Here is a 23,812-nt window from a genome sequence, read left to right as displayed (position 1 = left end):
TCGTCAACTCCGGAGCCAGCGCTCGCTCGGCCCGCTCGCCAGGCGCTCGCGCAGCGCGGCCACGCACGGCCCGATCACGGCCTCGACCCCCGCGCGGCGCAGCTCCTGTCGGGCGACCGGATCGAGCAGGCCGTGCGCGCGCAGCTGCCCGTCGTCCTCGCCCGGCGCGCCTCCCTCGGCGGCCGTCGCCATGCCCAGCGACTCCACGCCAGCCTCGAGCACGAACAGCGCAAACCGACGCAGCTCTGGCTCGGCGCCATCGAGGATCCACGCCAGCGACCGCCACCCCAGCTGGGCGTGGCGCCACTCGTCGGCGGCGATCTGCTCGAGCACCGCCGCGACCACCGGATCTTCGGCCCACAGCGCGGCCTCATGCGCCTCGATCGCCGCGAGCGTCTCGCCCATGCACGCCTCGACGATCAATCCCTCGACGATCCCGCGCAGATCCGTCTCGCGCTCGAGCGCCGCGCCGACATCGAGCCCGCCGGGTCCCACCGGCCCGCCCGCGTAGGCCGACGCCAACCCGAAGGCCAGCCGCGCGTGCACGATCTCGTCGGCCAGCGCGCGCTGGTTGTCGCGCAGCAGCTGCGGCGGCGCGCCGAGCTGCATGAGCTGCAGTCCAAACCGGGCGAACGAAGCGACCGACGCGTGCTCGAACGCGGCGATCTCCGACCAACGCGCCGCCAACACCTGACGCGTGCGCGCGTCGAGCAACCGCGGCCGCAGCTCGTCGCACCAGTCCGCCCGCGCGAGCGTGGCCGCGACCCGAGCTTCGCCGTCGACGAAGAAGGGTCGCCCGCAGTCGCACCCGCACCAGCCCGGCGGCTTGCAGGTCCAGTCGCCCGCGTCCTCACCAGCGTCGCTCTCGGCCGCGCACTCGTACATGACCAGCTCGCTCTCGGGCAGGCTCGGGTCGCACAGCGCCTCGCCGCACTCGCTGTCGACGTGGCAGCTCGCGTCTGGGGCCGCGCACGCGGTCGAGAAGCTGGTCCCACAGCAGCCTTCGTACTCGCTGAGCCCGCACAGCCCCTCACCACACTCGTCGTCGATCGTGCAGTGCGCGGGGATGCAAATCGAGTGATCCCCGGTCACGCCCGCGCACGCGCAGATCAACCCCGCGGCGCAGTCGGCATCGGTCGCGCAGCCGTACTCGCACAGGCACCCGCCGAACGGGTCCTCGACGCAGCGACCATGCTCGTGGTCGATGCAGTCGGCCCCGGTCTGGCAGCTGCCGCCCCCGTCGCTCGCGCACGACGCCGCGTCCGCGCCCTGCGGGTCGACACACTCGAGCTGCTCCCTGCGGTGAATGAAGCCGTCGTCGCAGCGCACGAACCCGCTGGGCAGCTCGGTGCCCGCCTGCAAGATCGGCTCTGGGTTCTCGCACACGTGGGGCTCGACCCCGCCGGTCTCGGTCCCGCCCGTCGTGTCGGTCCCCGCGGTCCCGTTGCTGGTCGTCGTGGTTGCGCCGTCGTCGTCGAGAGCCGGACGCGAGGCGCAGGCCAGGCCGAGAGCGGCGAGGATCGTCAGGTGCAGGGAGTCCAGCTTGATCTTCATGGTCGTGACTCGAACCCAACGACTGGGCAGCCGCGCGAGAATGTCACAGCCACGCCAAAAACCATTAATTCCTGCGTCCCCGAGCTGATCATCGTTCCGCGTCGGATCGGAGCGACGTATGATCCGGCCATGCGTCGATCTGCCCTGAACCTGTGCACCTTGCTGGTCCCTGCCCTCGCGCTCGCCTGCGGCGACAACACGCCCGCGGTCGACGACGAAGAGGGCACCGGAGTGACCATGGCGAGCCAGTCGGGCACTGCAGACTCCGACTCGACCGCAGGCGACGGCGACGGCGATCCAGCGGGCGACGGCGACGGTGATCCGTGCCCGGTCGTGTGCGGCGGCGAGTGCTGCAACGCGGACGAGGTCTGCGATCTCGACACCAACAGCTGCGTGATCGACTGTGGCGGCGACCCGGTGTGCGGCAGCGATCCCGGTCAGTGCTGCACCGCAGATCAGGTCTGCTTCGCGGGCGGGTGCATCGTCCCCGGCGATCCCTGCCAGCCGTCGAGCTGCGCCACGGACACCCGCTCGGTGTGCGGCACCGGTGAGGTCTGCGATCCCGATCTCGGCGCCTGCGTCCCCGACCTGGCCGACGACACCTGCGTGTTTCAGCCCGAGCCTGGCGTGTTCGACCCGGTCCCGCGCTTCACCTGGGGCGCGCGCAAGAATCGACCCTGCGTCGACGCGGCGACCGACTGCCAGACCGAAGAGATCTGCGAGATGGGCACCTGCGCGGTGACCTGGTCGCACCTCGACCCCGCGCCCGACGACCTCCCCGCCGCGGTCCAGTCCGTCGCGACCCCCGTGGTCGGCGACCTCGACGGCGACTGCATCCCCGAGATCGTGTTCAACTCCTTTGCCCCGCCCAACTACACGGAGAACGGGGTCCTGCGGGTCATTCGCGGAGACACGGGCGCCAAGGTGTGGACGATCGACGACCCCGCCTGGCAGACCGATTCGGCCGCGAGCGCGGCGATCGGTGACCTCGACTACGACGGCGTCCCCGAGATCGTCACCCCCGGCGAGGGCCTCAACCTGCTCGCGTTCGCGGCCGACGGCACCCCGCTGTGGAAGTCCGACAACTACACGGGCGGAGGCAAGTCCGGCGGGGTCAGCATCGCCAACTTCGACGGACAGGGCAACGCCGAGATCGCCTACGGCCGCGCCGTGTTCGACAGCAACGGCGCGCTGCTGTGGCAAGGCAGCAACTCGCACGGCAACAACGGCAGCGTCGGCAAGCTCTCGTGCGTCGCCGACATCAACGACGACTTCCGCCCCGACCTGATCGCTGGCGGCACCGCCTACGCCTTCACGGGCACCGTCGGCGTCGACTTTGTCGGCTCCGTCATGTGGAACAACACCGACCACGGCGCCGATGGTTACTGTGGGCTCGGCGATCTCGACCTCGACGGCATCCCCGAGGTCGTGGTCGTGCGCTCTGGCTGGATCGACGTGCTCGACGCGATCGACGGCACGACCGTGGCCAGCATCCAGATCCCCGGCGGCGGCGCGGGCGGGCCCCCCAACATCGCCGACTTCGACGGCGACGGCCTGCCCGACGTCGGCCTCGCTGGTGGCGACTTCTACGTGGTCGTGCAGTACGACGGGCTCAACACCCTGACCGAGCTGTGGCGCGCCGACACCAAGGACGGCTCGTCGAGCCGCACCGGCTCATCGGTGTTCGACTTTGACGGCGACGGCCGCTCGGAGGTCGTGTACTTCGACGAGTGGTACCTGCGGATCTACCCCGGCGTCGAGCCCGACTGCGCGCTCATGGTCCCGGGCCCGGCCTGCGACGGGATCATGACCGACGACGAGATCCTGTTCATCGACATCAACTCGTCGCAGACCCGCAGCGAGTACCCGGTGGTCGCCGACGTCGACGGCGACTTCAAGGCCGAGATCGTGGTCGCCACAAATAACTGGAGCGGCCAAGGCAACATTGGCGACGCCGGGATCGAGGTATTCGAGGATCGCCTCGACAACTGGGTCGCGACCTTGCCGATCTGGAATCAGCACACCTATCACGTGACCAACGTCGACGCGAAGGGCGGGATCCCGGTGATCGAAGCGTCGAATTGGCTCTCGCCGATGGGCAACCCCGAGAACTCCTACCGCCGCAACTCGCAGGGCGGCGTCGAGAACTGCGCGCCCGATCTGGTCCCGCAGGACGTTCAGGCCGTCGGCCCCTGCCAGCCTGACCTGACCTTGAGCGTGCGGGTCTGCAACCAGGGCTGCCTGGGCGTCGGTCCCGGCGTCGCCGTCAGCTTCTTCGACGAGGACGCCGGGCTGCTCGGGGTCGAGTATACCGACGGCGCGATCATTGCGGGCACCTGCGAGAAGGTCCAGCTGACCGTGGCTGCGCCGCACGACAATCCGTTCACGGTCACCGTCACGGTCGACGACGACGGCATGGGGGGCGGCGCGCTCAACGAGTGCATCGAAGACAACAACGCGACGCTTCCGGTCGACGTGTGCCCGAACATTGGCTAGGTCGCGCTCGCGTGGGGTCGAGCTGTTGGGAGGTCTGAGTGCTGATCGGGCCCGACCGTCACGTCCTCAGCGGACCGGGATGCCCTCGATGATCGAGGCGCCGGCGTCGGTCGGGATCACGCGGGACAACGTGAAGCCCGCCCGTTCGTAGAGCGCCGCGAGCTCGGCCTCGGTGCGCTGTCGGCCGCCGGTGACGACCATCATGTTGCAGTCGTTGCGCGCGGCGCCAGCGGCGACGAACGAGGCGTCGACCTTCGCCGGATAGAGGCCCTCGACGAGGAGCAGGCGCGCGTCAGCGTCACCAATCGCCTCGCGGATCCGGGCGAGGATTCGTGTCGCCCGCTCGTCGTCCCAGTCGTGGATGACGTGCTTGATCAAGTAGGCGTCGTACCCAGCCGGCACCGCCTCGAAGAAGTCGCCGCCCACGAACTCGCAGCGAGCCTCGACCTCGGCCGCGGCGATGTGGGCCCGGGCGGCGGCGCCCACCCGCGGCAGGTCGAACACAGCACCTTCGAGGTGGTGGTGCGCACGTACCACGCCGGTCATCATCGCCCCCTCCCCGCCCCCGATGTCGATCACGCGGCGGAGCTCGGAGAAGTCGTAGGCCTTGGCGACGCCAATTGCGATCCAGCGAGTGAACGACGCCATCGTGCGGTCGAACCGCTCCCCCTCCTCGGGACGGTCGGCGAGGTACTCGAACGGCCCCTGCCCGTAGACGCGCTCGAACGCGTTGTCGCCGGTGCGGATGGTCTCGAGCAGGTCGCCCCAGGGTCGGTGCACCATCGACCCGGCGAAGACCTGCACCGCGTCGGCGAACCCGCCGGCGAGCGTCTCGGACAGCGGCGTCGACGAGAAGCGCCCATCGTCCTGCTCGACGAACACGCCCTCGGTCACGAGCAGGCGCATCACCCGGCGCAGCGACGGCGCGTGCGTCCCGGTGGCGGCGGCGAGCTCCTCGGCCGAGCGGGGGCGATCGGTCAGCTGCTCGGCGACCCCAAGCGCCGCGACCGCGTGGAGCGCGTGCGAGACGTAGTGGGCGGTCGCGAGGCGGTAGAGGAGGCTAGCGGGAGGTGTGTCCACGCCCCTGTGTACCGTCGCGCGAGCGGCGTGCCTTGGAAAAAAGTTCCGTCAGCGATCGGCGGCCGTCGACCCATCACCGACCGGGTGCCGCGCCCGCAGGAACGTCGAGGGCGTCACTCCGCCGAGCGCCCGAAACTCCGCGTTCATGTGCGCCTGGTCGTAGAACCCGGCCGCGTGCGCGACCTCGATCAGCCGAGTATCCGGCGCGACGCCCTGCAAGGTCGTCAGCGCGTGGCGAAACCGCAAGACCCGAGCATAGCGCTTCGGCGTCAGCCCGACCTGATCCCGGAACGACGCGAGCACCCGCCGCTTCGAGAATCCCGCGTGGTTCCGCAGCGCCTCGATCGACGCGCAGCCGCGGCTCTCGACCAGCGCGTCCACCATCCACGCCGCCGCGTCGCGCGGGTGTGGCTGCAGGCGCGCTCGCAGCCACGCGGCCAGCAGCCGCAGCCGATCCTCGACCTCGAGGCCCGCGCATCGATCCCGCAGCTCGCTCGCGACCGGGCCCAGGAGGTCGCCGAGCGCCACGTGCCGATGCGCGAGCTCCTCCATCGGCAGCCCGAGCAGCGCCCGAGCCCCCGCTGGCGTGAGCCGTGCTGCGATCACGTCCTGCGCTGCCGGCTGCTCGATCACGAGCGGTGCAGTGGAGAGCCCCGAGACGACGACGCTGTCGTGAATGAAGCCGTCGGTTCGGTAGGGCTCGGCGAAGTTGATGATCAGCTCCACACACCCGTTTGGAAACACGCGCTTGAACCGGTTCACGGTCGGGCCTCGGAACGCCCACTGGTGATCGACCCACGGCCTGAGCCCCTCTGGCCGCGCCCACGCGTACTCCCATGCCGCCCCGCGCGTGATCTCGATCCGCATCACCTCCGGGTTGCCTGTTCGCCGACCGCAATGCAAGCGATCGGCGAGATGACGCCGCCAACACCCACAGCTCAGCCCCCGGAGCCGGACGCACACTGCTGTGCGGCTCCGTCGGCGACCTCGTACTGGGGCGGCCCGTCGCTGCCGGACGGCCTGACGACGGGCCGCTCGAGCCAGAGGCTGGCTTCGAACAGGCCGGCCGCGACCGTGAGGCCCGCGGACTCGAGCCGCTCCTTGAAGGTTGGATCGTTCTTCAGCGCGCCGATGTCTTCCCACAGCTGCAGCTCGGGCGCGTCTGGATAGTACCCCGCCACGAGGTCACGCATGATCGCCCCTTTGCGGAGCATCATGATCAGGCTGACGCCCTTCGTATCCTTGTACGCGGCGATCGCCTGCTCGGAGACCGCCGGCAAGAACGCGGTTCGGACCGTGAGGTACGGGCTCTCCGGGTGGTCGGGATACGCGGTGGTGATCCACACGACGAACGTGGTGGGGTCCTCGCCGTCCATGACCAGCTCGTAGTCGAGCAGGTTGTCCTTTGCCGAGATATAGGTGAACGCGAAGCCGGTGTAGCTCTCGTAGTCTCGCTCGCGCGTCGTCTCGCGCGTCGTGTTGATCAGCCCGACGTGGGACGATTGCGGTTCCCCGGCGGCGTTGGCCGAGATCACCAGATACACGGAAAAGGCCGCGCTCGGCTCGGACCGAAACAGGTACACGGCGAACAACGCCGGCGAGAAGATCTTGCCGTTGACGAGCTCGGGGGCGATGTAGAGCTCACCGCTCGCCTGCTTGGCCCAGTCGATACCCTGGGTATGGTTGAACACCTGCTCGGCCTGCGCGCTGTCTCGCAGCGCGAAGGTCTCGTCGAACGCCGCGCGCGTCGTCATGACCCGCTCAATGCTCGCCCAGTCGGGGAATTGATTGTTGTCGTACGCCGCCCGGGCTGGAAACGAGCTGGTTGGGGAGATCTCGTGACGCTCCAACAGCAGGTTGGCGCTGAAGGTCGCGTGCATGGTCTGACCGCCATCGCCCGTGCCCGTGATCGGTCGGGCCTGATCCTTGGCATAGAAGGCGTCGTGGCGCTGGTGGGTCGCGTTCGCCATGTAGTAGCGGGCCGGGCCCGAGCCGGCCGCGGGCAGGCACGACTGGTCCTCGATGAACTTATCGACGTCGGCTTGGCCCAGGGTCAGATAGTCCTCGAACTGCTGGTCGAGATCGGCGTCGGTGAAGGAATGGTTGTCGCCATGCACGTATTTGCGCATGATCGTCTTGAAGGCCTCGCTGGACCTGGTCCACTGCTCCGTTCCGCGATGATCGTCGAGCACACGACCGATGGTGCCCGCACACGAGGTCGTCAGAAGCACGACGCACACAGCCACCAGGAACCGTCGCATGACATCTATTATCATGGCACCTCACACAGGCGCAATCGAGCTGCGCGCCAGTTCGGTCCTATCGACATCGCTGCCCAAGGTGAACCAGTCGACGAATGGCGCCTGCAAGCGGGCGAGGAGCCTCGCCCGGGCTGAAAGCATACCGTGAAAAGTCGCGCCATTGCTATCACGATCCGTGGCGACTCGGCCGGCGAAGGCGGTAGATCAGATCGAGTTGCCTGGGGCCGCACGCGAGCGAGGCAGTGAGCGCCCGCGACGTTGTGCACAGCACAGCTCGGTCGACGCGGGCCGGCTCGAAGAAGGTGAAGCGCGTGTCCTCGGTTCGACGGCGCTCGCAACCATTCCCGGCGTGAGGCCGTCGAGCACGCGGCGGACCCGTGCGCCACCGGCCTCGACCGCGACCTCGGCTCCGCCGGCCGCAACCCGCGGATCGCGGATCGAGCCGGTACCGCACGCCCACGCGCACAACCCGGGCTGGTGGCCGACGCCCATTCCGCACGTGGAGCGGCGGGTCTCGGGGCTGCTACCCTGCTGCTAGCGAAGCATGAGCGTGAGCAAGGCCAAGACATGGGGCATCGCGGCGCTGGTCGCCGCCTCCCTGATCGCCGGTGGCGTCGCCCTGCGCGTGTGGGTGTTCCCCGACGAGCAGATCGGCGCGGCCGCGGACAGCGGCCCGGTTCCCGTCGAGGCCGCGGCCGTCGAGCAGGGGCCGATCGAGCGGCGGCGCGAGTTCACGGGCACGCTCGAGGCCGCGGCCGAGTTCACCGTCGCGCCCAAGGTCGGCGGGCGGATCGAGCAGATCAACGTCGACCTCGGCGATCTGGTGACCCGCGGGCAGGTCGTGGCCGTGCTCGACGACGAAGAGCTGCGTCAGGCCGAGGCCGAGGCGCGCGCGGATCTCGTCGTCGCCCGGGCCCGGGCGAGCGCGGCCGAGAAGGTCGCCGCGCTGGCCCGGCGCACCTTTGGCCGGATCGAGGGCCTGCGCGGGCGCGACATCAGCTCCGAGCAGGAGCTCGACACCGCGCGGGCGGCCAAGGTCGAGGCCGAGGCCGCGCTCGAGGTCGCCGAGGCCGAGGTGGTTCGGGCCCAGGCGGTCTTCAAGGCCGCGCAGATCCGCCGCGGCTACACGGAGGTCACCGTGCAGTGGAGCGAGGCCGAGGGGCGCGAGGCCGACGAGCGGCGCCTGGTCGCGGCCCGGTTCGCCGACGAGGGCGGGCTGCTCGCTGCCAACGCGCCGCTGCTGACGATCGTCGACCTCGATCCCGTGATCGTCGTGGTGTTCGTGACCGAGGTCGACTACGCCGAGCTCGCGCCGGGCATACCGGTGACCCTGCGCGCCGACGCGTACCCTGGCGAGACCTTCGCGGGTGAGATCAGCCGGATCGCGCCGGTGTTCCGCGAGCAGACGCGCCAGGCCCGGGTCGAGATGCGCGTGCCCAACAGCGACGGTCGGCTCAAGCCGGGCATGTTCGTGCGCGCCGGGGCGGTGCTCGAGCGCGTGCCGCAAGCCACGATCGTACCGGCCTCGGCGCTCGTCGAGCGCAACGACGAGGTCGTGATCTTCGTGCTCGGCGAGGCCGGCGAGACGGTCGCGCTGCGGGCCGTCGAGGTCGGCGTCCGCGAGGGCGAGCGCGTGGCCGTGAAGGCCATCGACGGCGCGCCGATCACCGGCCGCGTGATCACCCTCGGGCAGCAGCAGCTCGTCGACGGCTCGGCGGTCGTGGTCCCCGAGCGGCGCATGTCCGAGGGGGGCCCGTCTTGAAGATCGCCCGAGTCAGCGTCGAGCGGCCAGTGCTCACGATGATGCTGACGCTCATCGTGCTGGTCCTCGGCGGCGTCTCGCTCAGCCGCCTGCAGATCGATCTGCTCCCCGAGATCGAGCTGCCCACGGTCACGATCCGGACCGAGTACGACGGGGCCAGCCCCGAGGTCATGGAGCAGCGGGTCACGACGATCATCGAGGAGATCGTCGCGACCGTGCCCGGCGTCGAGGACCTCGAGTCGACCTCGTCCGAGGGCGACAGCAGCGTCAAGGTCACCTTCGGCTGGGGCATCGACGTCGACATGGCCGCGATCGACGTCAACGCCAAGCTCGAGGACGAGATCAACGAGCTGCCCGACGACATCGTCCGCCCGCGGGTCAGCAAGTTCGACGTCGGCAGCTTCCCGGTCGTGATCCTGGGCATCTCCAGCCAGCTCGACCCGATCGAGCTCACGACCCTGGTCGACGAGCAGCTCCGCCATCGCTTCTCCCAGATCCCCGGCGTCGCCCAGGTCGACCCCTGGGGCGAGTACGCGCGCGAGGTTCGGGTCGAGCTCGATCCGGCCCGGCTCCGGGCGCTGGGCATCCCGCTCGACCAGATCCGCCAGGCGCTGATCGACGCCAACCTCGACCTCCCAGCCGGCAAGATCGAGCGCGGTCAGGAGGCGGTGACCGTGCGCGCGCCGGCCCAGTTTCGCAACCTCGAGCAGATTCGCTCGACGGTCGTGGCCGTGCGCGGCGGCGCGGCCGTCGAGCTGCGGCAGATCGCCGAGGTCCGCGACACCTACGAGAAGCTCGAGCGCCTCGCGCGGGTCAACGGCGCCCAGGGACTGCGGCTGGCGATCCGCAAGCAGTCCGACGCCAACACCGTCGAGGTCTCCGCGCGGGTGCTCGCCGAGGTCGAGGCGATCAACCGCGACTACCCGCAGATCGAGGTCGTCCCGGTCATCAACCAGGGCAACTTCATCGAGCGCTCGATCGCCAACGTCGCCCGCTCGGTCCTCTACGGCGGCGCGCTGGCGATCGTCGTGCTGCTGTTCTTCCTGCGCAACCTTCGGAGCACCGCGGTCATCGCCCTGGCGATCCCGATCTCGCTGATCGCAACGTTCGCCCTGATCTACTTCACGGGCCTCACCATCAACCTCATGACCCTTGGCGGCCTCGCTTTGGGCGTGGGCATGATGGTCGACAACTCGATCGTGGTGCTCGAGAACATCTTTCGCCGTCGCGACGAGCTCGGCGAGGACATCGCCGCGGCCGCCGTGGCCGGGACCGCCGAGGTCGGACCGGCGATCGTCGCGAGCACGGTCACGACCCTGGTCATCTTCCTCCCGCTGGCGTTCGTCGGCGGGGTCTCTGGTGTGCTGTTCGAGGATCTCGCGCTGGTCGTCGCGTTCGCGCTGGCCTGCTCGCTGCTGATCTCGCTCAGCGTGGTCCCGATGCTCGCGGCCAAGCTGCTGCGGCCGCGGGCCGAGGGTCGGCGGCCGGGCTGGGTCGGCGAGCTCGCGGCGGGTGCGGATCGGGCCTTCGCCAGCCTCGACGAGCGCTACGGCCGGCTGCTCGACGGCGCCTTGCGGCACCGGGCGGCGACGATCATCACGGCCGCGGTCGCGCTCGCGGCCAGCTTGCTGCTGCTGCCGACGATCGGGACCGAGTTCATGCCGCCCAGCGACGAGGGCGAGGTCCGGGTCACCGGCGAGATGCCGGTTGGCAGCAAGCTCGCGCTCGTCGACCGCCAGACCCGGCTGCTCGAGTCTCACGTCTACCCGCAGGTGCCCGAGACCATGTCCTCGGTGGTCAGCGTGGCCGAGGCCGCCTCGCGCAATCCGAGCGAGTCGTTTCGAGGCGAGCTGCGGCTGACTCTGACGCCGGCCGCCGAGCGTGAGCGCTCGAACGTCGAGATCGCGGCCGAGCTGCGCGAGCAGCTTCGAGCCAAGGTCCCGGGCATGGAGATCCGAACTCGGGCGCCGCAGGGCCAATTTTTGCTCGAGCGTGTACTCGGCGGCGACGAGGGCCTCGTCGTCGAGGTTCGCGGCTTCGAGCTCGAGACCCTCGATCGCCTCGGTCGGCGCGCAGCCGAGGTCATCGCCGAGGTCCCCGGCATCACCGACGTCGATCTCAGCCGCGAGGCCGGGATCCCGCAGGCGACGATCGAGGTCGATCGAGCCAAGGCCGCGAGCCTCGGACTGAGCCCCCGGGACATCGCCGTCGCCCTCGAGACCGCCGTCGCCGGGGCCCAGGCCGGCGAGTACCGGGTCGGCGGCTACTCCTATCGGATCCTGATCCAGCTCGCCGAGGCCGAGCACCTGCCGCTATCGGAGATCCTCGACCTCACGCTCCGCACGCCCGCAGGCGAGGAGGTCGCCCTGCGCAACGTCGTCACCTCCTCGCCGGGGCTCGGGCCGATCGTGATCGAGCGCAAGGACCAGCAGCGCCTGGTCAGGATCACCGCCAACGTCGCGGGCCGCGACCTCGGCTCCGTGGCCGCCGACGTCGAGACCCAGCTGGCCGAGATCCCGCGCCCGGTCGGCTACGACTTCGTGGTCGCCGGTAGCTTCGAGGAGCAGCAAGAGGCCTTCAACGAGCTGCTGGTCTCGCTGTTGCTCGCGCTGCTGCTCGTGTACATGGTCCTGGCCGCGCAGTACGAGTCGCTCCGGGATCCGCTGATCGTCATGCTCTCGGTCCCGGTCGCGGCGATCGGCGTGCTCGCGGTGCTGTCGGTGACCAACACGACGCTCAACGTTCAGTCGTACATCGGCTGCATCATGCTCGGTGGGATCGTCGTCAACAACGCGATCCTGCTCGTGGATCAGGCCCGGCGGCTGCAGGACGAAGAGGGGCTCGCGGGCGTGCAGGCGGCGGCCCTGGCTGGGCGCAGGCGGCTGCGGCCGATTCTGATGACGACGCTGACGACCGTGCTGGCCCTGCTGCCGCTCGGGCTGGGGATCGGTGAGGGGGCTGACGCCCAGGCGCCGATGGCTCGGGCTGTGCTCGGCGGGCTCGTGGCTTCGACGCTGCTGACCTTGGTGCTGATCCCGGCCGTGTTCACCCTCGTCCACCGCGAGCGCGAAGACTGAGCCGAGCTCCCAAGCCGAAGATCAGCCGGCCCGAGCCAGCGCGCCGTCACTCGGGGCAGACGGCGCCGCTGTCGAGCCAGGCCTGGAACAGCTGCCCGAGCAAGCGCTGGTTGCCAGGGGCTGGCTCGAGGTGGGCCGGCGGCGCCCAGCCGTAGCCGACGAGCTCGTCGTGTGCCACGTGATCGGCGAGCTCTGCGGGAGACTTGCCGCCGTTGCGCTGGGGATCTTGGATCTGCTGACAGATCGCGCGTGCCGACTTGGCTTCCCACGCCATCTCGAGCGGCGCCAGCTGCCAGTGCGGGCTGCCGGGCATGTTGAGGTAGCTCGACTCGCCGTGGCAGGTGTCACAGCCGAGCGCCGGAGCACCGAAGCCGTCCTCGCCGCGAACGACCAGGGGCTGGTGGGGCGCACCGGAGCCCTGCAGCGGGCGCTCGCCTGCGGGGTGGCAGTTCACACAGCGGTCGTGTTGGAGGACCTTGGCCACCTCGAGGAACAGGGCGCGTGAGCGCTCATCAGGATCGGCGATGACCGCGAACTCGGCCACCGAACGCAGCCCGCGATCGGCGGGCAGCCAGGTCGGCTCGCTGGTGGGTGGACGCGAGTGCTGGCAGCTGACGACGCATCCCAAGCCGATCGCGACGCACAGGCTGGCTGCGGCCCACAAGTTGCGCGAGTAGGACTTCATTTCGCGTCTCCGGCGGCCTGGTGGATCGCGCGACGAATCCGAAGATAGGTGGCGCAACGGCAGATGTTGCCACTCATGGCGTGATCGATGTCGTCGTCGCTCGGACGCCGCAGCTTCGTCAGCAGCGCCACGGCGGTCATGATCTGCCCCGATTGACAGTAGCCACATTGGGGCACGTCGATCGACACCCATGCGTTGCGCACGGCGTCGGCCGTTGGCCCGGAGACGCCCTCGATGGTGGTCACGCGCTTGTCGACGACCGAGCGCACCGGCGTAACGCAGGCGCGGCGGGGCCGGCCGTCGACGTGCACCGTACAGGCGCCGCACTGGGCCACGCCGCAGCCGTACTTGGTGCCGGTGAGACGCAGCTCATCACGCAGCACCCACAAAAGCGGCGTCTCTGGATCGACGTCGACATCGTGGCGGTCGCCGTTGACCTCGATGGTGAGCTTCATTGCTTGACTCCCTTCACCGCGAGACGGTCGCGGCGATCGGGTCCAAAGATGGGCAGTCGCCGGATCCGAAGGCCACACGCCGCGAAGATGGCGTTGGTCAACGCCGGGGCGGCCGGCGGCGTGGGCGGCTCACCGATGCCCCCGGGGGGCGCGTCGGATTCAATGATCGTCGTTTCCATGTGTCGGGGTGCCTCGTTCATTCGCATCACCCGCCAGGCGGGAAAGTTGTGCTGCTCGACGATCCCCTGCTTGGCGGTGATCTCTCCGTAGAGCGCGTTCGACAGGCCGAACAGCGTGCCGCCCTCGAGCTGCGTCCTGGCGTGGTTGGTGTTGACGACCGTGCCGGCGTCCATCGCCGACCACACGCCGACGATCGCGAGACGGCCCTCCTCGTCGACCGCGACCTCGACGACGGTGGCGACGTAGGTGGTGAACGAGCGGTGGGCGGCGATCCCCAAGCCGTGACCGTTCGGCAGCGGGCGAGCCCAGTTGGCCATCGCCGCGGCGGTGGTGGTCACCGCGGCCAGGCGGGCCGTGTCGATCGGGTAGTCGTCGAGCGAGCTGCCGTAGTTGTCGTACTCGGCCCCCTCTTTGTTTGGATCGACGTGACGCGGCGGTCCGATCAGCGTGAGCAGGTAGTCCTTGGGATCACGCCTCGCCGCGTGCGCGAGCTCGGCGACGAAGCTCTGCACAGCGAACGCGTGGTAGATGTTGCAGACCGATCGCAACCACCCGATCCGCAGGTGCGCGTCAGCGCGACCCGTCTCGAGCTGCAGGTTGGGGACAGCGAATGGCGTGTCCGAGGCGCCAAGGCGAAGCTCGCCCCAACTCGGCTGATCGGCCCCCGCCTCGAAGGTCGAGTCGATCACCGGGAACGCGGTGCGATGGAGAAAGGCGACACAGCGCCCCTCGGCGTCGAGCCCCGCTTCGAGCCGCTGGGCGCTCACGGCGTGGTAGTAGCCGTGCGTCAGGTCGTCCTCGCGCGTCCACACCAGCTTGACCGGCGCCTGGACGGCGCGGGCAACCACGGCGGCCTCGGCCACGAAGTCTGGCTTCGACTTGCGCCCGAAGCCGCCCCCGAGCCAAGTCACGTTGATCGTCACGTTGTCCTCGGGGATCTCGCAGACCCGCGCCACGGCCTTGCGCGCCGCCTGGGGCGCCTGCACGCAGGCCCAGCAGGTGACCTCATCGCCGTCCCACTTGGCCGTGGCGACTGGCGGCTCGATCGGCGAGTGGGCGAGATGCGGGACGTAGTACTCCGCCGCGACCCGCTCAGCCGCGCTCTCGAGCGCCGCCGCGACGTCTCCACGTTTGCGTCGCACCTCGCCTGGTTCGCGCACCTTGGCCATCAGCTCCTGCGCGTAGGTCTCGGAGTCGTAGCTCGCGTTGGGCCCTGCCTCCCACTCCAGCTCGAGCAGCTTCCGGCCCTGGAGCGCGGCCCAGGTGTTGCGGGCCACCACCGCGACCCCGCCGAGCGGCTGAAAGTGCGCCGGCGGTGTCGGCGTGTCGAGCACGACCGTCTCGACCACGCCGCTCACCAGCTGGGTTTGGCTGTCATCGACGCGCTTTAGCTTGCCGAACACCCGAGGCGGTCGTGCGATGACCGCGACGAGCATGTCCGGCAGCTGAACGTCCATGCCGAAGGTCCCCTCGCCTCGCACGATCCGTGGCACCGTGAGCGACTTCACCGGCTTGGTGATGTAGCGCCAGTCTGCGCGCTTCTTGAGGACGATCTCGCCCTCGGTGGGGATCGGCTGCGCGCGTGCATCGGCCGCCAGCTCGCCAAAGCTGATCGAGCGGTTCGTCGCCGGATGGGTGACCTTGCCCAGCACGGCGCGACACGAGGATGGGGCGACCTTCCACCGTTTTGCCGCGGTGCGCTCGAGCATCGTGCGAAGCGCACCGCCCGCGACACGGAGCCGGTGGAAATTATAGCGGACCGACCGCGAGCCATCGGTGTTCTGATCCCCGTAGCGTGGGTGCCCCACGGCCTGCACGACGCGCACGCGCTCCCAGTCGGCCTCGAGCTCTTCGGCGATGATCTGTGCCATCGCTGTCCAGACCTGCTGGCCCATCTCCGAGCGGTGGCACGTGATCTCCACGGTCTCGTCGGCGCGGATCTCGATGAAGAGATCGGGGCTGGCGTCGCCGCCTCGGACCTTGGTCAGCGGGCTCCCACCAGCCGCTGCATTCCTACCGCCGAGAGTCAAGCCAAGGATCAGCGAAGCGGACGTGACGAGAAAGTTACGCCGTCCCACACCTGTGCGCGTCTTTGTCGTCTCGCTCATACGGGACGAAGCTGACCGATTAAATCGAGGGGGTCAAAGCAAAGACTGCGCTCGCGCACTGCTGGTCCGGCCGCGAGGTCCTGCACTCGGCGGCGCAAATTAAGCGGTAACGGTACGGGCGGAGCTGCGTATGTGTGGGCCATGCCCAGTGCTCGCGTTCGTCTGTCCTTGATGTCCCTGATGGTTGGCGCGAGCGTGCTCGCGAGCGGCTGTGATAGCGCCGCCAAGCAGGACAAACCGGCAGCTGAGGTGAAGAAGGCGGAAGCTGTGAAGACCGAGCCGGTCGAGGCCGTGCAACCGGAGGAGCCCAAATTGGCCGCGGTGTTGGCGGATCGTGCCACGGCATCGAGCGCCAAGCGCTCGCCAGAGGCGGCCGCGATCATGCAGGCGGCCGAGGATCAGCTCGCGGCGTCAGACATTCTCGAGCGAGCGATCAACGTGGGTGATGTCGCGCCCACCTTCACCTTGCCCAACGCGGCGGGCGAGCAGGTCAGCCTCGCCAAGCTGCTCGAGAAGGGGCCGGTCGCGGTCCTGTGGTATCGCGGTGGTTGGTGCCCCTACTGCAACCTCACCCTCGCCGGCTATGCAGCGGCCGGTAAACAGATCACCGAGGCTGGTGGTACGCTCGTTGCGATCAGCCCAGAGCTGCCCGACAACTCGCTCGATACCCAGCAAAAGAACGAGCTCGAGTATCAGGTCCTCAGCGACGTCGGCAACGCGGTCGCCAAGCAGTTCGAGATTGTGTTCGAGCTCCCGCCGGATCTGGCCAAGATGTACAATGAGAAGTTCTCGCTCAATACGCGCAACGGCGATACGAGCAATAGCTTGCCGCTGGCGGCGACCTACGTGATCGGGCAGGACGGCAAGGTCGCCTGGGCGTTTCTCGATGCTGATTATAAAAAGCGCGCCGAGCCGAGCGAGGTCGTGGCCCAGGTTCGGGCGCTCGCGGGCGCCGAGCACCCGCCCGGCTGATACGGCGCGGGCGGCTGGTTTCGGCTGCGATCTCTACCGCCGACGCCTCGTCTACTCTCGCGGCTTCCCGCGCTCTCGTTGCTGACGCTCGCGTCCCGCGGCAAATGTGGCGGCCGAGTGACCCGGCCGATTCGGCCGCATGGGTCAGGGCGCGGGCGCCAGATCCATGACCGCCGGGGCCGCGGCCGTGATCGAGTCTACCCAAAATGCGCCGCCGTAGCCGAACTCATCGGCGACCGACCACCGCTCGATCGCCCAGGCGGGGCCTTCAACCGCGCCAGACAGCTCGGTCGCTCCACAGCCGTCGGACATGCAGATCCACGCGCTCCCGCCATGGTGGCGAAGGTCGAGGCTCAGGGCGTCGGGCCGGGCGGCGTGGATCGACATGCCCATCGGGCGCGCCTCGGAATCCCAGGGGAGGCCCTGGACCGTGCGGTTGTGCAGGTTGCCAGAGAGCGTGACGACCAGCGCGTCTGGATGTGCCTGGGTCTCGGCGAGGATCCGCGCAGCCATGGCCGCGTCACGCTCATTCCACGCGTGCTCGCCGTCGACGTCGAAGGGAAACACCGCGATCGGGAGCCCACCTGCTCGCCACTGGCGGGCGCGCTCGAGCAGCGCCCCCATGGCCACGCTGCTTCGACCGTCCTGGTCCTCGCGCTGCCAGTGGGCGCCAGCCAGCAGCGCGGCGCGATCGGACTCGAGGCCGCTGCTCGCCAAGTAGCGCTGCACCGCGTCGTTCTGCGCAGCCGGCACCTCCAACCCCAAGCGCACCTCGACCCCCGTCGCCAAGCCCTGACACACGAACCCGCCGACAAACTCGGCGACTTCGTGGGTGCCGTGAATCTCACCAAACAGGATCAACGCGCCGGCTCGGGTGAGCGCGCGTGCGCCATCGATCGACCGGCCGCAGTCGATCGACGGCGGCGCTGGGGCTGCGCTCACGGGCGGGGCCGTCGGCGCTTCGGCCGGCGAGCAAGCGAGCATGGATGCAGAGAGGACCAGTGGATAAATTCGTGAGTTCATCGGTCTCGCTCGGGTCCGGCAGGCGCCACGATACTCACATGACAACCCTGTCCAACCATTAACTCGGGCGCGTCGACCAGGTCCGTGCGCTGCAGCTGCGCCTCCACGAAGATCATCTGAGACGAGAGGTCGAGCTCGGGCGCCAAGTGTTGGATGATACCTGCCACCCGCTCGCCGCGGGGCATCAGGGAGACCGTGATGGCGTCCCCTGGCGCGACATCACCGAGATCCGCGATCGGCACGGCGAACCGGACCCAGAGGTCGTCGACGGCGGTGACACGCACGACGACGTCCCCGACCTGCACCAGCTCTCCCTCGGCTCGGTACCAGCTGGAGATCTTGCCGGTAAAGGGCGCGACCAGCTGACCGCTCTCACGCTTGGCTCGCAGCCCGGTCAGGGCCGCTTTCCCCTGGCGCAGCTCGGCCGCGGCCTTGCGCCGGTTGGCCTTCGCCAGCTCGAGCTCGAGCCGGGCGCGCTCACGCTCACCCTCGGGGCTGATGCCAGCGTCAGCCAGCGCCGTCTCGCGCAGATCCTGACGCTGCGCGTCGGTGGCCGAGAGCCGACGCTGCGCCAGGTCAGCGCTGTGGGCTTGGAGGGCGGCCTGGGCGGCCTCGAACTGCGCGTCGAGGCCCGCAACCTCGACCTGGGCGAGCAGCGTGCCAGCCTCGACGCGGGTCCCGATCGGCAGCTGGGTGCCTGTGAGCGTACCGCTGATCTCGGCCGACAAGTCGATGGCTTCGCGCGCAATGATCACGCCGACATGAAATTTCTCGGGGGGCGCGTCCGTGGTCGCAGCCTCGCTCAGCTCGCTGGTGCGCGCAGCCTCGGTGCTGTCGAGCATCGGCTGGTCTTGAGCGCGCGACAGACCACAGCCAAGCATGCACATCGACATCCACCCCAGCGTGCCCCCCCGCGTGATCTGGCGCAGTACGTTCACGACTGCGCCTCGACCAGCGAGAAGTAGCGCCCGCGAGCGCGGAGCAGCTCGTCATGGGCGCCACGCTCGATGATCCGACCGCCCTCCATGACCAAGATCATGTCGGCCTGAGCGACGGTGCTGAGCCGGTGGGCGATCACGATCCGAGTGCACGCCCGTGTCTGAAGCCTCGCCATGATCGCGTGCTCGGTCGCGGTGTCGAGGGCGCTGGTGGCCTCGTCGAACAGCAGGATCGCCGGATCTCCGACCAGCGCCCGCGCGAGCGCCACCCGCTGACGCTCGCCGCCAGACAAGGCGTCACCGTCATCTCCAACGAGGGTCTCGTAGGCCATCGGCATGGCGTTGATGACCTCATGAATACCAGCTTCGCGAGCGGCCTGAATGATCCGCTCTCGACCGGCGCCGGGCGATCCCAACCCGATGTTGCTGCGGATCGAGCCACCAAACAGATGAGGCTTTTGCATGACGATCCCGAGCTGCCGACGCAAGCCGCGGGGATCGAGCTGCGACAGCTCTTGCCCATCATAGCGAATGCTGCCCGAGCTCGGTCGATACAGGCCCAAGATGAGCTTGGCGAGGGTCGACTTGCCCGAGCCCGAGCTGCCGACGATCGCTACACATTGACCTGCAGCGATCTCGACGTTGATGTCCGTGAGCACGGGGACGTCGCCAGCGTCGTAGCTGAAGCAGACTCCAGACAGCTCGATGCGCCCCGCCAAGCGCGGGCACGGACGAGGCCCCTCGAGCTGCCCTGGCCCCGATCCCGCGCGGACCCGAGGCTCGGGCTCGGCCGCGAGCACGTCGTCGATCCGATCGACGTAGCCCCGCAACAGCTGGATCTGCAACGCGGTCTCGACCAGCATGTCGAGTGGCCCGAGGAAGCTGGCACACAGCGCGGCGAGTGCCAGCATCGCGCCGAGGCTCAAGCTGTCGTTCATGACCAACACCGCCCCAGTCGTGAGCACCGTGAGCGGGGCGAGCGTCGCAAACCCGCTGCGTAGCGCGTCGGTCAGGACCGTTAGCCGACCACGCTCGAGCGACACGTTGACCTCGTCGACAAACAGGTTGGACCAGCGCTCGACCGCGGCGCGCTCGGCCCCTTGGGCCTTGAGCGTCTCAATTCCGCCGATCATCTGAACCAGGAAGCTCTGGGCGTGTGCGCGCGTCTCGAGCTCCTGCGCGGCCAATTCGCGCAAGCCCCCGCGACTGAGCGCGAACACGACCAGCTGGGCCAGCCCCAGCGCGAAGACCAGCACGCCCAGCGTCGGGCTGGCGATCAAGATGATCACCAAATAGGCGAGCACGAACGGCCCGTCGAGCAACGCCGACAGCGTGCTCGCGGTCAGGATCTCGCGGATCGTCGCGTGGCTGTTCACGCGCATCATCAGGTCGCCAGCCGAGCGGCGCTGGAAAAAATCAAAGGGGAGCGAGGTCAGGTGGTCGAGAAACCCGAGGCTCATCTCGAGGTCCAGCCGGCCGCGCAGGTGCAAGAGCATGTGCCCGCGGATCAGCGTCGAGGCGACCTGGAACAGGACCATGATCAGCAGCCCACCCGCGACCGCGAGCAGCATGTCCATGTCGCTGCGCGGCACCACGCGGTCGACCACAAAGCCGGTCAGCAGCGGCAGCGAGAGCGCGAACAGCCGGAGCATCAGCGACGTCACGGCGATCCGGGTCACCGCTTGTGGCTGCATCGCGAACTTTCGCAGGTGCGCCCACAGCTGACTCGGCGGGGCCGGAGCGTGATCTGGCTTGCCGCCAAAGCTGTCCCCGGGCTCGAGCGCGAGCGCGATGCCGGTGAACGACCGGCCGAAGCGAGCCGGCGAGATCGTGCGCCGACCAAAGGCTGGATCGACGATCTCGATCCCGCGCGCGCCGACCCGCTCGAACACGACGAAGTGATTGAAGCCCCAGTGAAGGATCGCCCCGGCCGGCAGCAATTGTAGGTCGTCGAGGTCGACCCGTAGGCCCCGACCACGCAGGCCCAAGAGCTCGCCCGCCCGCAAGATCGCGGCCGCGTCCGCGCCGTCGCGGCCGATCCCGACGGCCTCTTGCACCGTGGCCAACGGCACCCGCCGCCCGTAGTGTGCGAGCACCATGCTCAGGCAGGCCGCCGAGCAATCGCCGGCTTGCAGCTGGCGGACGACGGGGATTCGCCGGCTGGGTCGGGCCACTACAGCTCCTCCAGGCTGGGGATCAGCGCCTCGAGGACGCTCGTCGAGCGAACCTCGATCTCCGCGCGCCCGCGCATGCCGTCGTGGTAGCGGAACTGGGTGTCCTTCGACTCGAACTTTTCACTCGAAAGCGCGGCGCGGACCAACACCACCGGCCCGGTGATGACCATGTCGCCCGCGACCTCCGGGCCCAGCACGCGCAGGGCCTCGGCCGGACCCACGACATCTTCGTAGACATGCTCGATGCGCAGGGCTCGGTCGGCGTCCCGATAGCCGTCAATCTCGAACACCAGGGTCATCCCCACCTCGATGCGTGGACGATCGTCGCCGGGCAACAGCGCCAGCACGTGTGGGTTGGACTCCTCGCTGGCGATCGTGAGCAGCACCTCGCCAGCTGCCAGCGCCTGCCCCGGCCGGGCACGAATATCTCGGACCACGCCGGCCGTTGGCGCGCGGATAAGGTGCTCGCGCAAGCGCCAGGCCGTACGTTCACGCTCGGCCCGGAGAGTCGTGACCGCGCGTTGGGCCGCAGCGTCGCCCGGGTCGCGCAAGAGGTTGCGAAGCTGCAGCTCGAACTCTTGCTCGAGCCGCTCGGACTCGGACGCGTCGTCGACATCATGGAGCCGGATCAACTGCTGGCCCGCCTCGACTCGGTCGTTGGGCGAGACCATCACCTCGACCACGCTCGCGTCGGTCAGCGCCGTGATCTGGGTGCGACCGCCGAGCCGAATCAGGGCTGGGCCTCCGCTGTACTCGCCAACGTCGACCAGACACAGGTACGCGAGGCTGACGATGACGAGGCCAACGACGGCTCGATACACGGCGCCGAGCCAGGGCGACGCCAAGCGCAGCACCGGACCCTGACTGTGGCTGCCGCGGTAGGCCTCGAGGGCCTCGGCGCGATACAAAAAGGTGGGGTCGTCGTCCTCGGCCCCGAGCTCGAGCGTCGCGCTGGCGTTCAGCACGGCCGCGAGCGCCAGCTGGTCGAGCAGCGGCGACAGGCGATGGGCGAGCGCGACGATCCGGCCGCCCGCGCGGGCATCGAACGGCTCGCGCGCGGCCTCGCGGATCACGATGAGGACCGCGTGCGCGCTGCGATCGGGGCTCGCCGGAGTCACGGTCGCAGCCGCGAGCGCGATCGCAGCGATCCGCTCGTCGCCCGCGCCGCGAGGATCGTCGACGCTCGCCTCGTAGGCGGGCTCTCGCCCACAGTTAGCCGTGGTGATCAGCTCGAGCCCGAGCAGCGCGGCGCCAGCCAGCCCGCGGCAGGCCTCGACACCATATTCGTCGTCGACGGCCGACCACAGCGTGCTGTCGGTGGCGTCGTGAAAGCGCAGGAACGCCCGATCGCCGATCCAGTCCATCGCAAATTCTTCGACGATGCGCGTCAGGTCAGCCGGATTGTCAGTCGTCGCTGACGCGCGCAACATCGCGAGCATTGCTCGGGCGTAGTCGGGGTCTGTCTCCAAATTCCAGGGCATCGCGGGACTGATCGGTGGCGGGAGACGTCACATGAAAATGGCCAGACAGGGCACGAACGCCCTGCCTGGCCACACTGACTAGTTCTGCTGCTGATCGCAGTCGTCGGCACCGCCGCAGCTGCAGCTGGTCGTGCCACCCGTGATCGAGTGAAGCTCGGTCGAGGACAGCTCCTTCGCCAGACGGCGGCCGAGGATGCGATTGCTGGTGTCTTTGTTCTTGTTGGGTTTTTGCATGGTTTTGTCTTCTTTCTCTTGCGACGCTTTCACGTCAATCACGGGGCATCCCGTGAAACTCTTGGCGGAGAACCTGGCTGCTGCCAGCACCACCAACCGGCATACTGCGAGCGCCGAGCGACAACGGCAGGAGCGGCCCCAGATGTACTAGGCCGCTGCGTCCCCGCGGGGGTCGTCGGGGAGCAGGAGCACGTGCGGCCGATCGACGTGCCGTTGGTCGATGGCGGTCTGGGTGGCCTCGTCGGAGAAGTCTTTGAACCGCAGGCCTTCGTTGGGCGCGGGGGCTCGCCACCGGAAGTCTGGGCGACCCTGGATCAGGAACTCGCAGAACGCGTCGAGCAGCGGCATTTCGGGGGCCAGCTCCTCCAACCATAGGAACTGGCCCATCTGGTTGACCTCGAGGAACACGTGTTTGCCGTCTGGCGTCACGATGAAGTCGAAACAAGCGAACACCAGCCCCAATGTGCGCATGAGGGCTCGGCAGGCCATCTCGACCTTGGCAGGCAATACCCCGACCTCGGTGGCCACCGCACGGGTCTTGATGCGCCAATCTACCTCCGCGCCGTCGACCGCCTGCGAGCCCAATCGAGCGACAAACATGTGCTCGCCCATGAACGTGACCCGGAGCTCGTGGGCTTTGGCGAGTCGAGGTTGAAAGATCCCGGGAGTCAGGCGCAGGATCTCGTCCGGTGGGAGCCCGGCCTCATCGACGACCGCGGTGAACAGGTACGCCGCGGCCCCGTCCCCGAGATCCCACTGGGTGGTCGCAAACGGCTTGTAGATGGTCTCTGTTGGGCTGTTGGCGCGGATGAACGAGCGGATCCGCTGAGGATCGTTGCTCAGCAGGGTCGCAGGGATGTCCAGACCCACGCGTCGGGCGGCCGCGAGCTGGGCTGGCTTGGATTCCGCCCGCCGGGCCGCGATACGTGGGTTGATCCAAAACCCGGACGCCGACAGCGTGTCCCATACACCCTCGAGCGCGCTTCGCCACTCTTGGACCGCGAAGGTGTGGTCGCCCGGGTGCATGGTGTCCGGCAACACGGGGCTAGCCGGGCGCCGCAGCCAGACCACATCAAAGGTACCATGGTGGTCGAGATCGACGCCGTGGAGCTCGAGCTGCGGTTCGTCACGGCCATCGTAGTTCAACGACATGGTCTGCTGGGTCGGCAGGTCGCTCGCGTACCAAAGTACAGCTTCGTGGCCCTTTGTTGCGATCGCTGCGGCGACGGCCGTTGCATGAATGTCGTGACTTTGAGTCGGAATGAGGATCTTCATGGGGATAAGTGCTACCTGGCCCATACTCGCGGCCTGGGCGTCCAACCGTCGTCTCGG

General features: G+C 68.8%; 17 protein-coding genes. 4 read left to right on the top strand and 13 right to left on the bottom strand.

Annotation, left to right across the window (positions count from 1 at the left end):
• Window positions 1-3: 3 nt before the first annotated feature.
• Complete coding sequence (locus ENSA7_RS10955; RefSeq protein WP_106089181.1) at window positions 4-1,554, bottom strand: ferritin family protein; 1,551 nt, start codon at window positions 1,552-1,554, stop codon at window positions 4-6.
• Between the two features lie 129 nt (window positions 1,555-1,683).
• Between ENSA7_RS10955 and ENSA7_RS10950 the strand changes: the two genes are divergently transcribed.
• Window positions 1,684-4,050, top strand: coding sequence for an FG-GAP repeat domain-containing protein (locus ENSA7_RS10950; RefSeq protein WP_146157571.1), 2,367 nt, complete (start codon window positions 1,684-1,686; stop codon window positions 4,048-4,050).
• Window positions 4,051-4,116: 66 nt separating this feature from the next.
• On the opposite strand, the gene ENSA7_RS10945 is transcribed toward ENSA7_RS10950, so the two are convergent.
• The 3 genes from ENSA7_RS10945 to ENSA7_RS10935 all read right to left on the bottom strand — a co-directional run bounded on the left by ENSA7_RS10945 (window position 4,117) and on the right by ENSA7_RS10935 (window position 7,391).
• On the bottom strand, window positions 4,117-5,130 hold the full coding sequence (locus ENSA7_RS10945) for a methyltransferase (RefSeq protein WP_106089177.1): 1,014 nt from the start codon (window positions 5,128-5,130) through the stop codon (window positions 4,117-4,119).
• Window positions 5,131-5,178: 48 nt separating this feature from the next.
• A complete protein-coding gene (locus tag ENSA7_RS10940) occupies window positions 5,179-5,997 on the bottom strand; it encodes a helix-turn-helix transcriptional regulator (protein WP_146157570.1) in 819 nt (272 codons plus the stop codon).
• 71 nt (window positions 5,998-6,068) lie between these two features.
• Window positions 6,069-7,391, bottom strand: coding sequence for a hypothetical protein (locus ENSA7_RS10935; protein ID WP_106089175.1), 1,323 nt, complete (start codon window positions 7,389-7,391; stop codon window positions 6,069-6,071).
• Window positions 7,392-7,935: 544 nt separating this feature from the next.
• Here ENSA7_RS10935 and ENSA7_RS10930 point away from each other — a divergent pair.
• Both ENSA7_RS10930 and ENSA7_RS10925 read left to right on the top strand, forming a co-directional pair.
• Window positions 7,936-9,153, top strand: a complete 1,218-nt coding sequence (locus ENSA7_RS10930) for an efflux RND transporter periplasmic adaptor subunit (RefSeq protein ID WP_106089174.1) — start codon at window positions 7,936-7,938, stop codon at window positions 9,151-9,153.
• Complete coding sequence (locus ENSA7_RS10925; RefSeq protein ID WP_106089172.1) at window positions 9,150-12,230, top strand: efflux RND transporter permease subunit; 3,081 nt, start codon at window positions 9,150-9,152, stop codon at window positions 12,228-12,230. The genes ENSA7_RS10930 and ENSA7_RS10925 overlap by 4 nt, the downstream gene beginning before the upstream one ends.
• Before the next feature lie 46 nt (window positions 12,231-12,276).
• Here the strand turns inward: ENSA7_RS10925 and ENSA7_RS10920 are convergent, their stop codons facing one another.
• The 3 genes from ENSA7_RS10920 to ENSA7_RS10910 are packed head-to-tail and all read right to left on the bottom strand — an operon-like array spanning window position 12,277 to window position 15,580.
• A complete protein-coding gene (locus ENSA7_RS10920; RefSeq protein ID WP_106089171.1) occupies window positions 12,277-12,915 on the bottom strand; it encodes an Isoquinoline 1-oxidoreductase subunit in 639 nt (212 codons plus the stop codon).
• The gene (locus tag ENSA7_RS10915; RefSeq protein WP_106089170.1) at window positions 12,912-13,370 is read right to left on the bottom strand and encodes a (2Fe-2S)-binding protein; all 459 of its coding nucleotides are present in this window, start codon (window positions 13,368-13,370) and stop codon (window positions 12,912-12,914) included. Before ENSA7_RS10915 ends, ENSA7_RS10920 begins: the two co-directional genes overlap by 4 nt.
• Window positions 13,367-15,580, bottom strand: coding sequence for a xanthine dehydrogenase family protein molybdopterin-binding subunit (locus ENSA7_RS10910; protein WP_244923771.1), 2,214 nt, complete (start codon window positions 15,578-15,580; stop codon window positions 13,367-13,369). The genes ENSA7_RS10915 and ENSA7_RS10910 overlap by 4 nt, the downstream gene beginning before the upstream one ends.
• Window positions 15,581-15,799: 219 nt before the next feature.
• On the opposite strand from ENSA7_RS10910, the gene ENSA7_RS10905 reads away from it, so the two are divergent.
• Window positions 15,800-16,630, top strand: a complete 831-nt coding sequence (locus tag ENSA7_RS10905; protein WP_106089168.1) for a peroxiredoxin-like family protein — start codon at window positions 15,800-15,802, stop codon at window positions 16,628-16,630.
• Between the two features lie 144 nt (window positions 16,631-16,774).
• Here the strand turns inward: ENSA7_RS10905 and ENSA7_RS10900 are convergent, their stop codons facing one another.
• The 6 genes from ENSA7_RS10900 to ENSA7_RS10875 all read right to left on the bottom strand — a co-directional run bounded on the left by ENSA7_RS10900 (window position 16,775) and on the right by ENSA7_RS10875 (window position 23,755).
• Window positions 16,775-17,572 (bottom strand): M14 family metallopeptidase, encoded by a 798-nt coding sequence (locus ENSA7_RS10900; protein ID WP_106089167.1) that lies wholly within the window; start codon window positions 17,570-17,572, stop codon window positions 16,775-16,777.
• Window positions 17,573-17,649: 77 nt separating this feature from the next.
• Entirely contained in the window at window positions 17,650-18,591 is a 942-nt protein-coding gene (locus tag ENSA7_RS10895) for an efflux RND transporter periplasmic adaptor subunit (protein WP_106089166.1), read from the bottom strand.
• A complete protein-coding gene (locus ENSA7_RS10890; RefSeq protein ID WP_106089165.1) occupies window positions 18,588-20,765 on the bottom strand; it encodes a peptidase domain-containing ABC transporter in 2,178 nt (725 codons plus the stop codon). Before ENSA7_RS10890 ends, ENSA7_RS10895 begins: the two co-directional genes overlap by 4 nt.
• Window positions 20,765-22,246, bottom strand: a complete 1,482-nt coding sequence (locus ENSA7_RS10885) for an efflux RND transporter periplasmic adaptor subunit (protein ID WP_181233629.1) — start codon at window positions 22,244-22,246, stop codon at window positions 20,765-20,767. The genes ENSA7_RS10890 and ENSA7_RS10885 overlap by 1 nt, the downstream gene beginning before the upstream one ends.
• A 78-nt stretch (window positions 22,247-22,324) precedes the next feature.
• Window positions 22,325-22,480 (bottom strand): hypothetical protein, encoded by a 156-nt coding sequence (locus ENSA7_RS43505; protein WP_181233627.1) that lies wholly within the window; start codon window positions 22,478-22,480, stop codon window positions 22,325-22,327.
• Between the two features lie 147 nt (window positions 22,481-22,627).
• Window positions 22,628-23,755, bottom strand: coding sequence for an MvdC/MvdD family ATP grasp protein (locus ENSA7_RS10875; protein ID WP_146157569.1), 1,128 nt, complete (start codon window positions 23,753-23,755; stop codon window positions 22,628-22,630).
• Between the last annotated feature and the right edge of the window lie 57 nt (window positions 23,756-23,812).

Origin of the sequence: Enhygromyxa salina (genome assembly GCF_002994635.1) — a bacterium.
Taxonomy (GTDB): Bacteria; Myxococcota_A; Polyangia; order Nannocystales; family Nannocystaceae; genus Plesiocystis; species Plesiocystis salina_B.
Note: the sequence above shows the minus strand (reverse complement) of the source record. Positions and strands in the feature narration are given on the sequence as shown.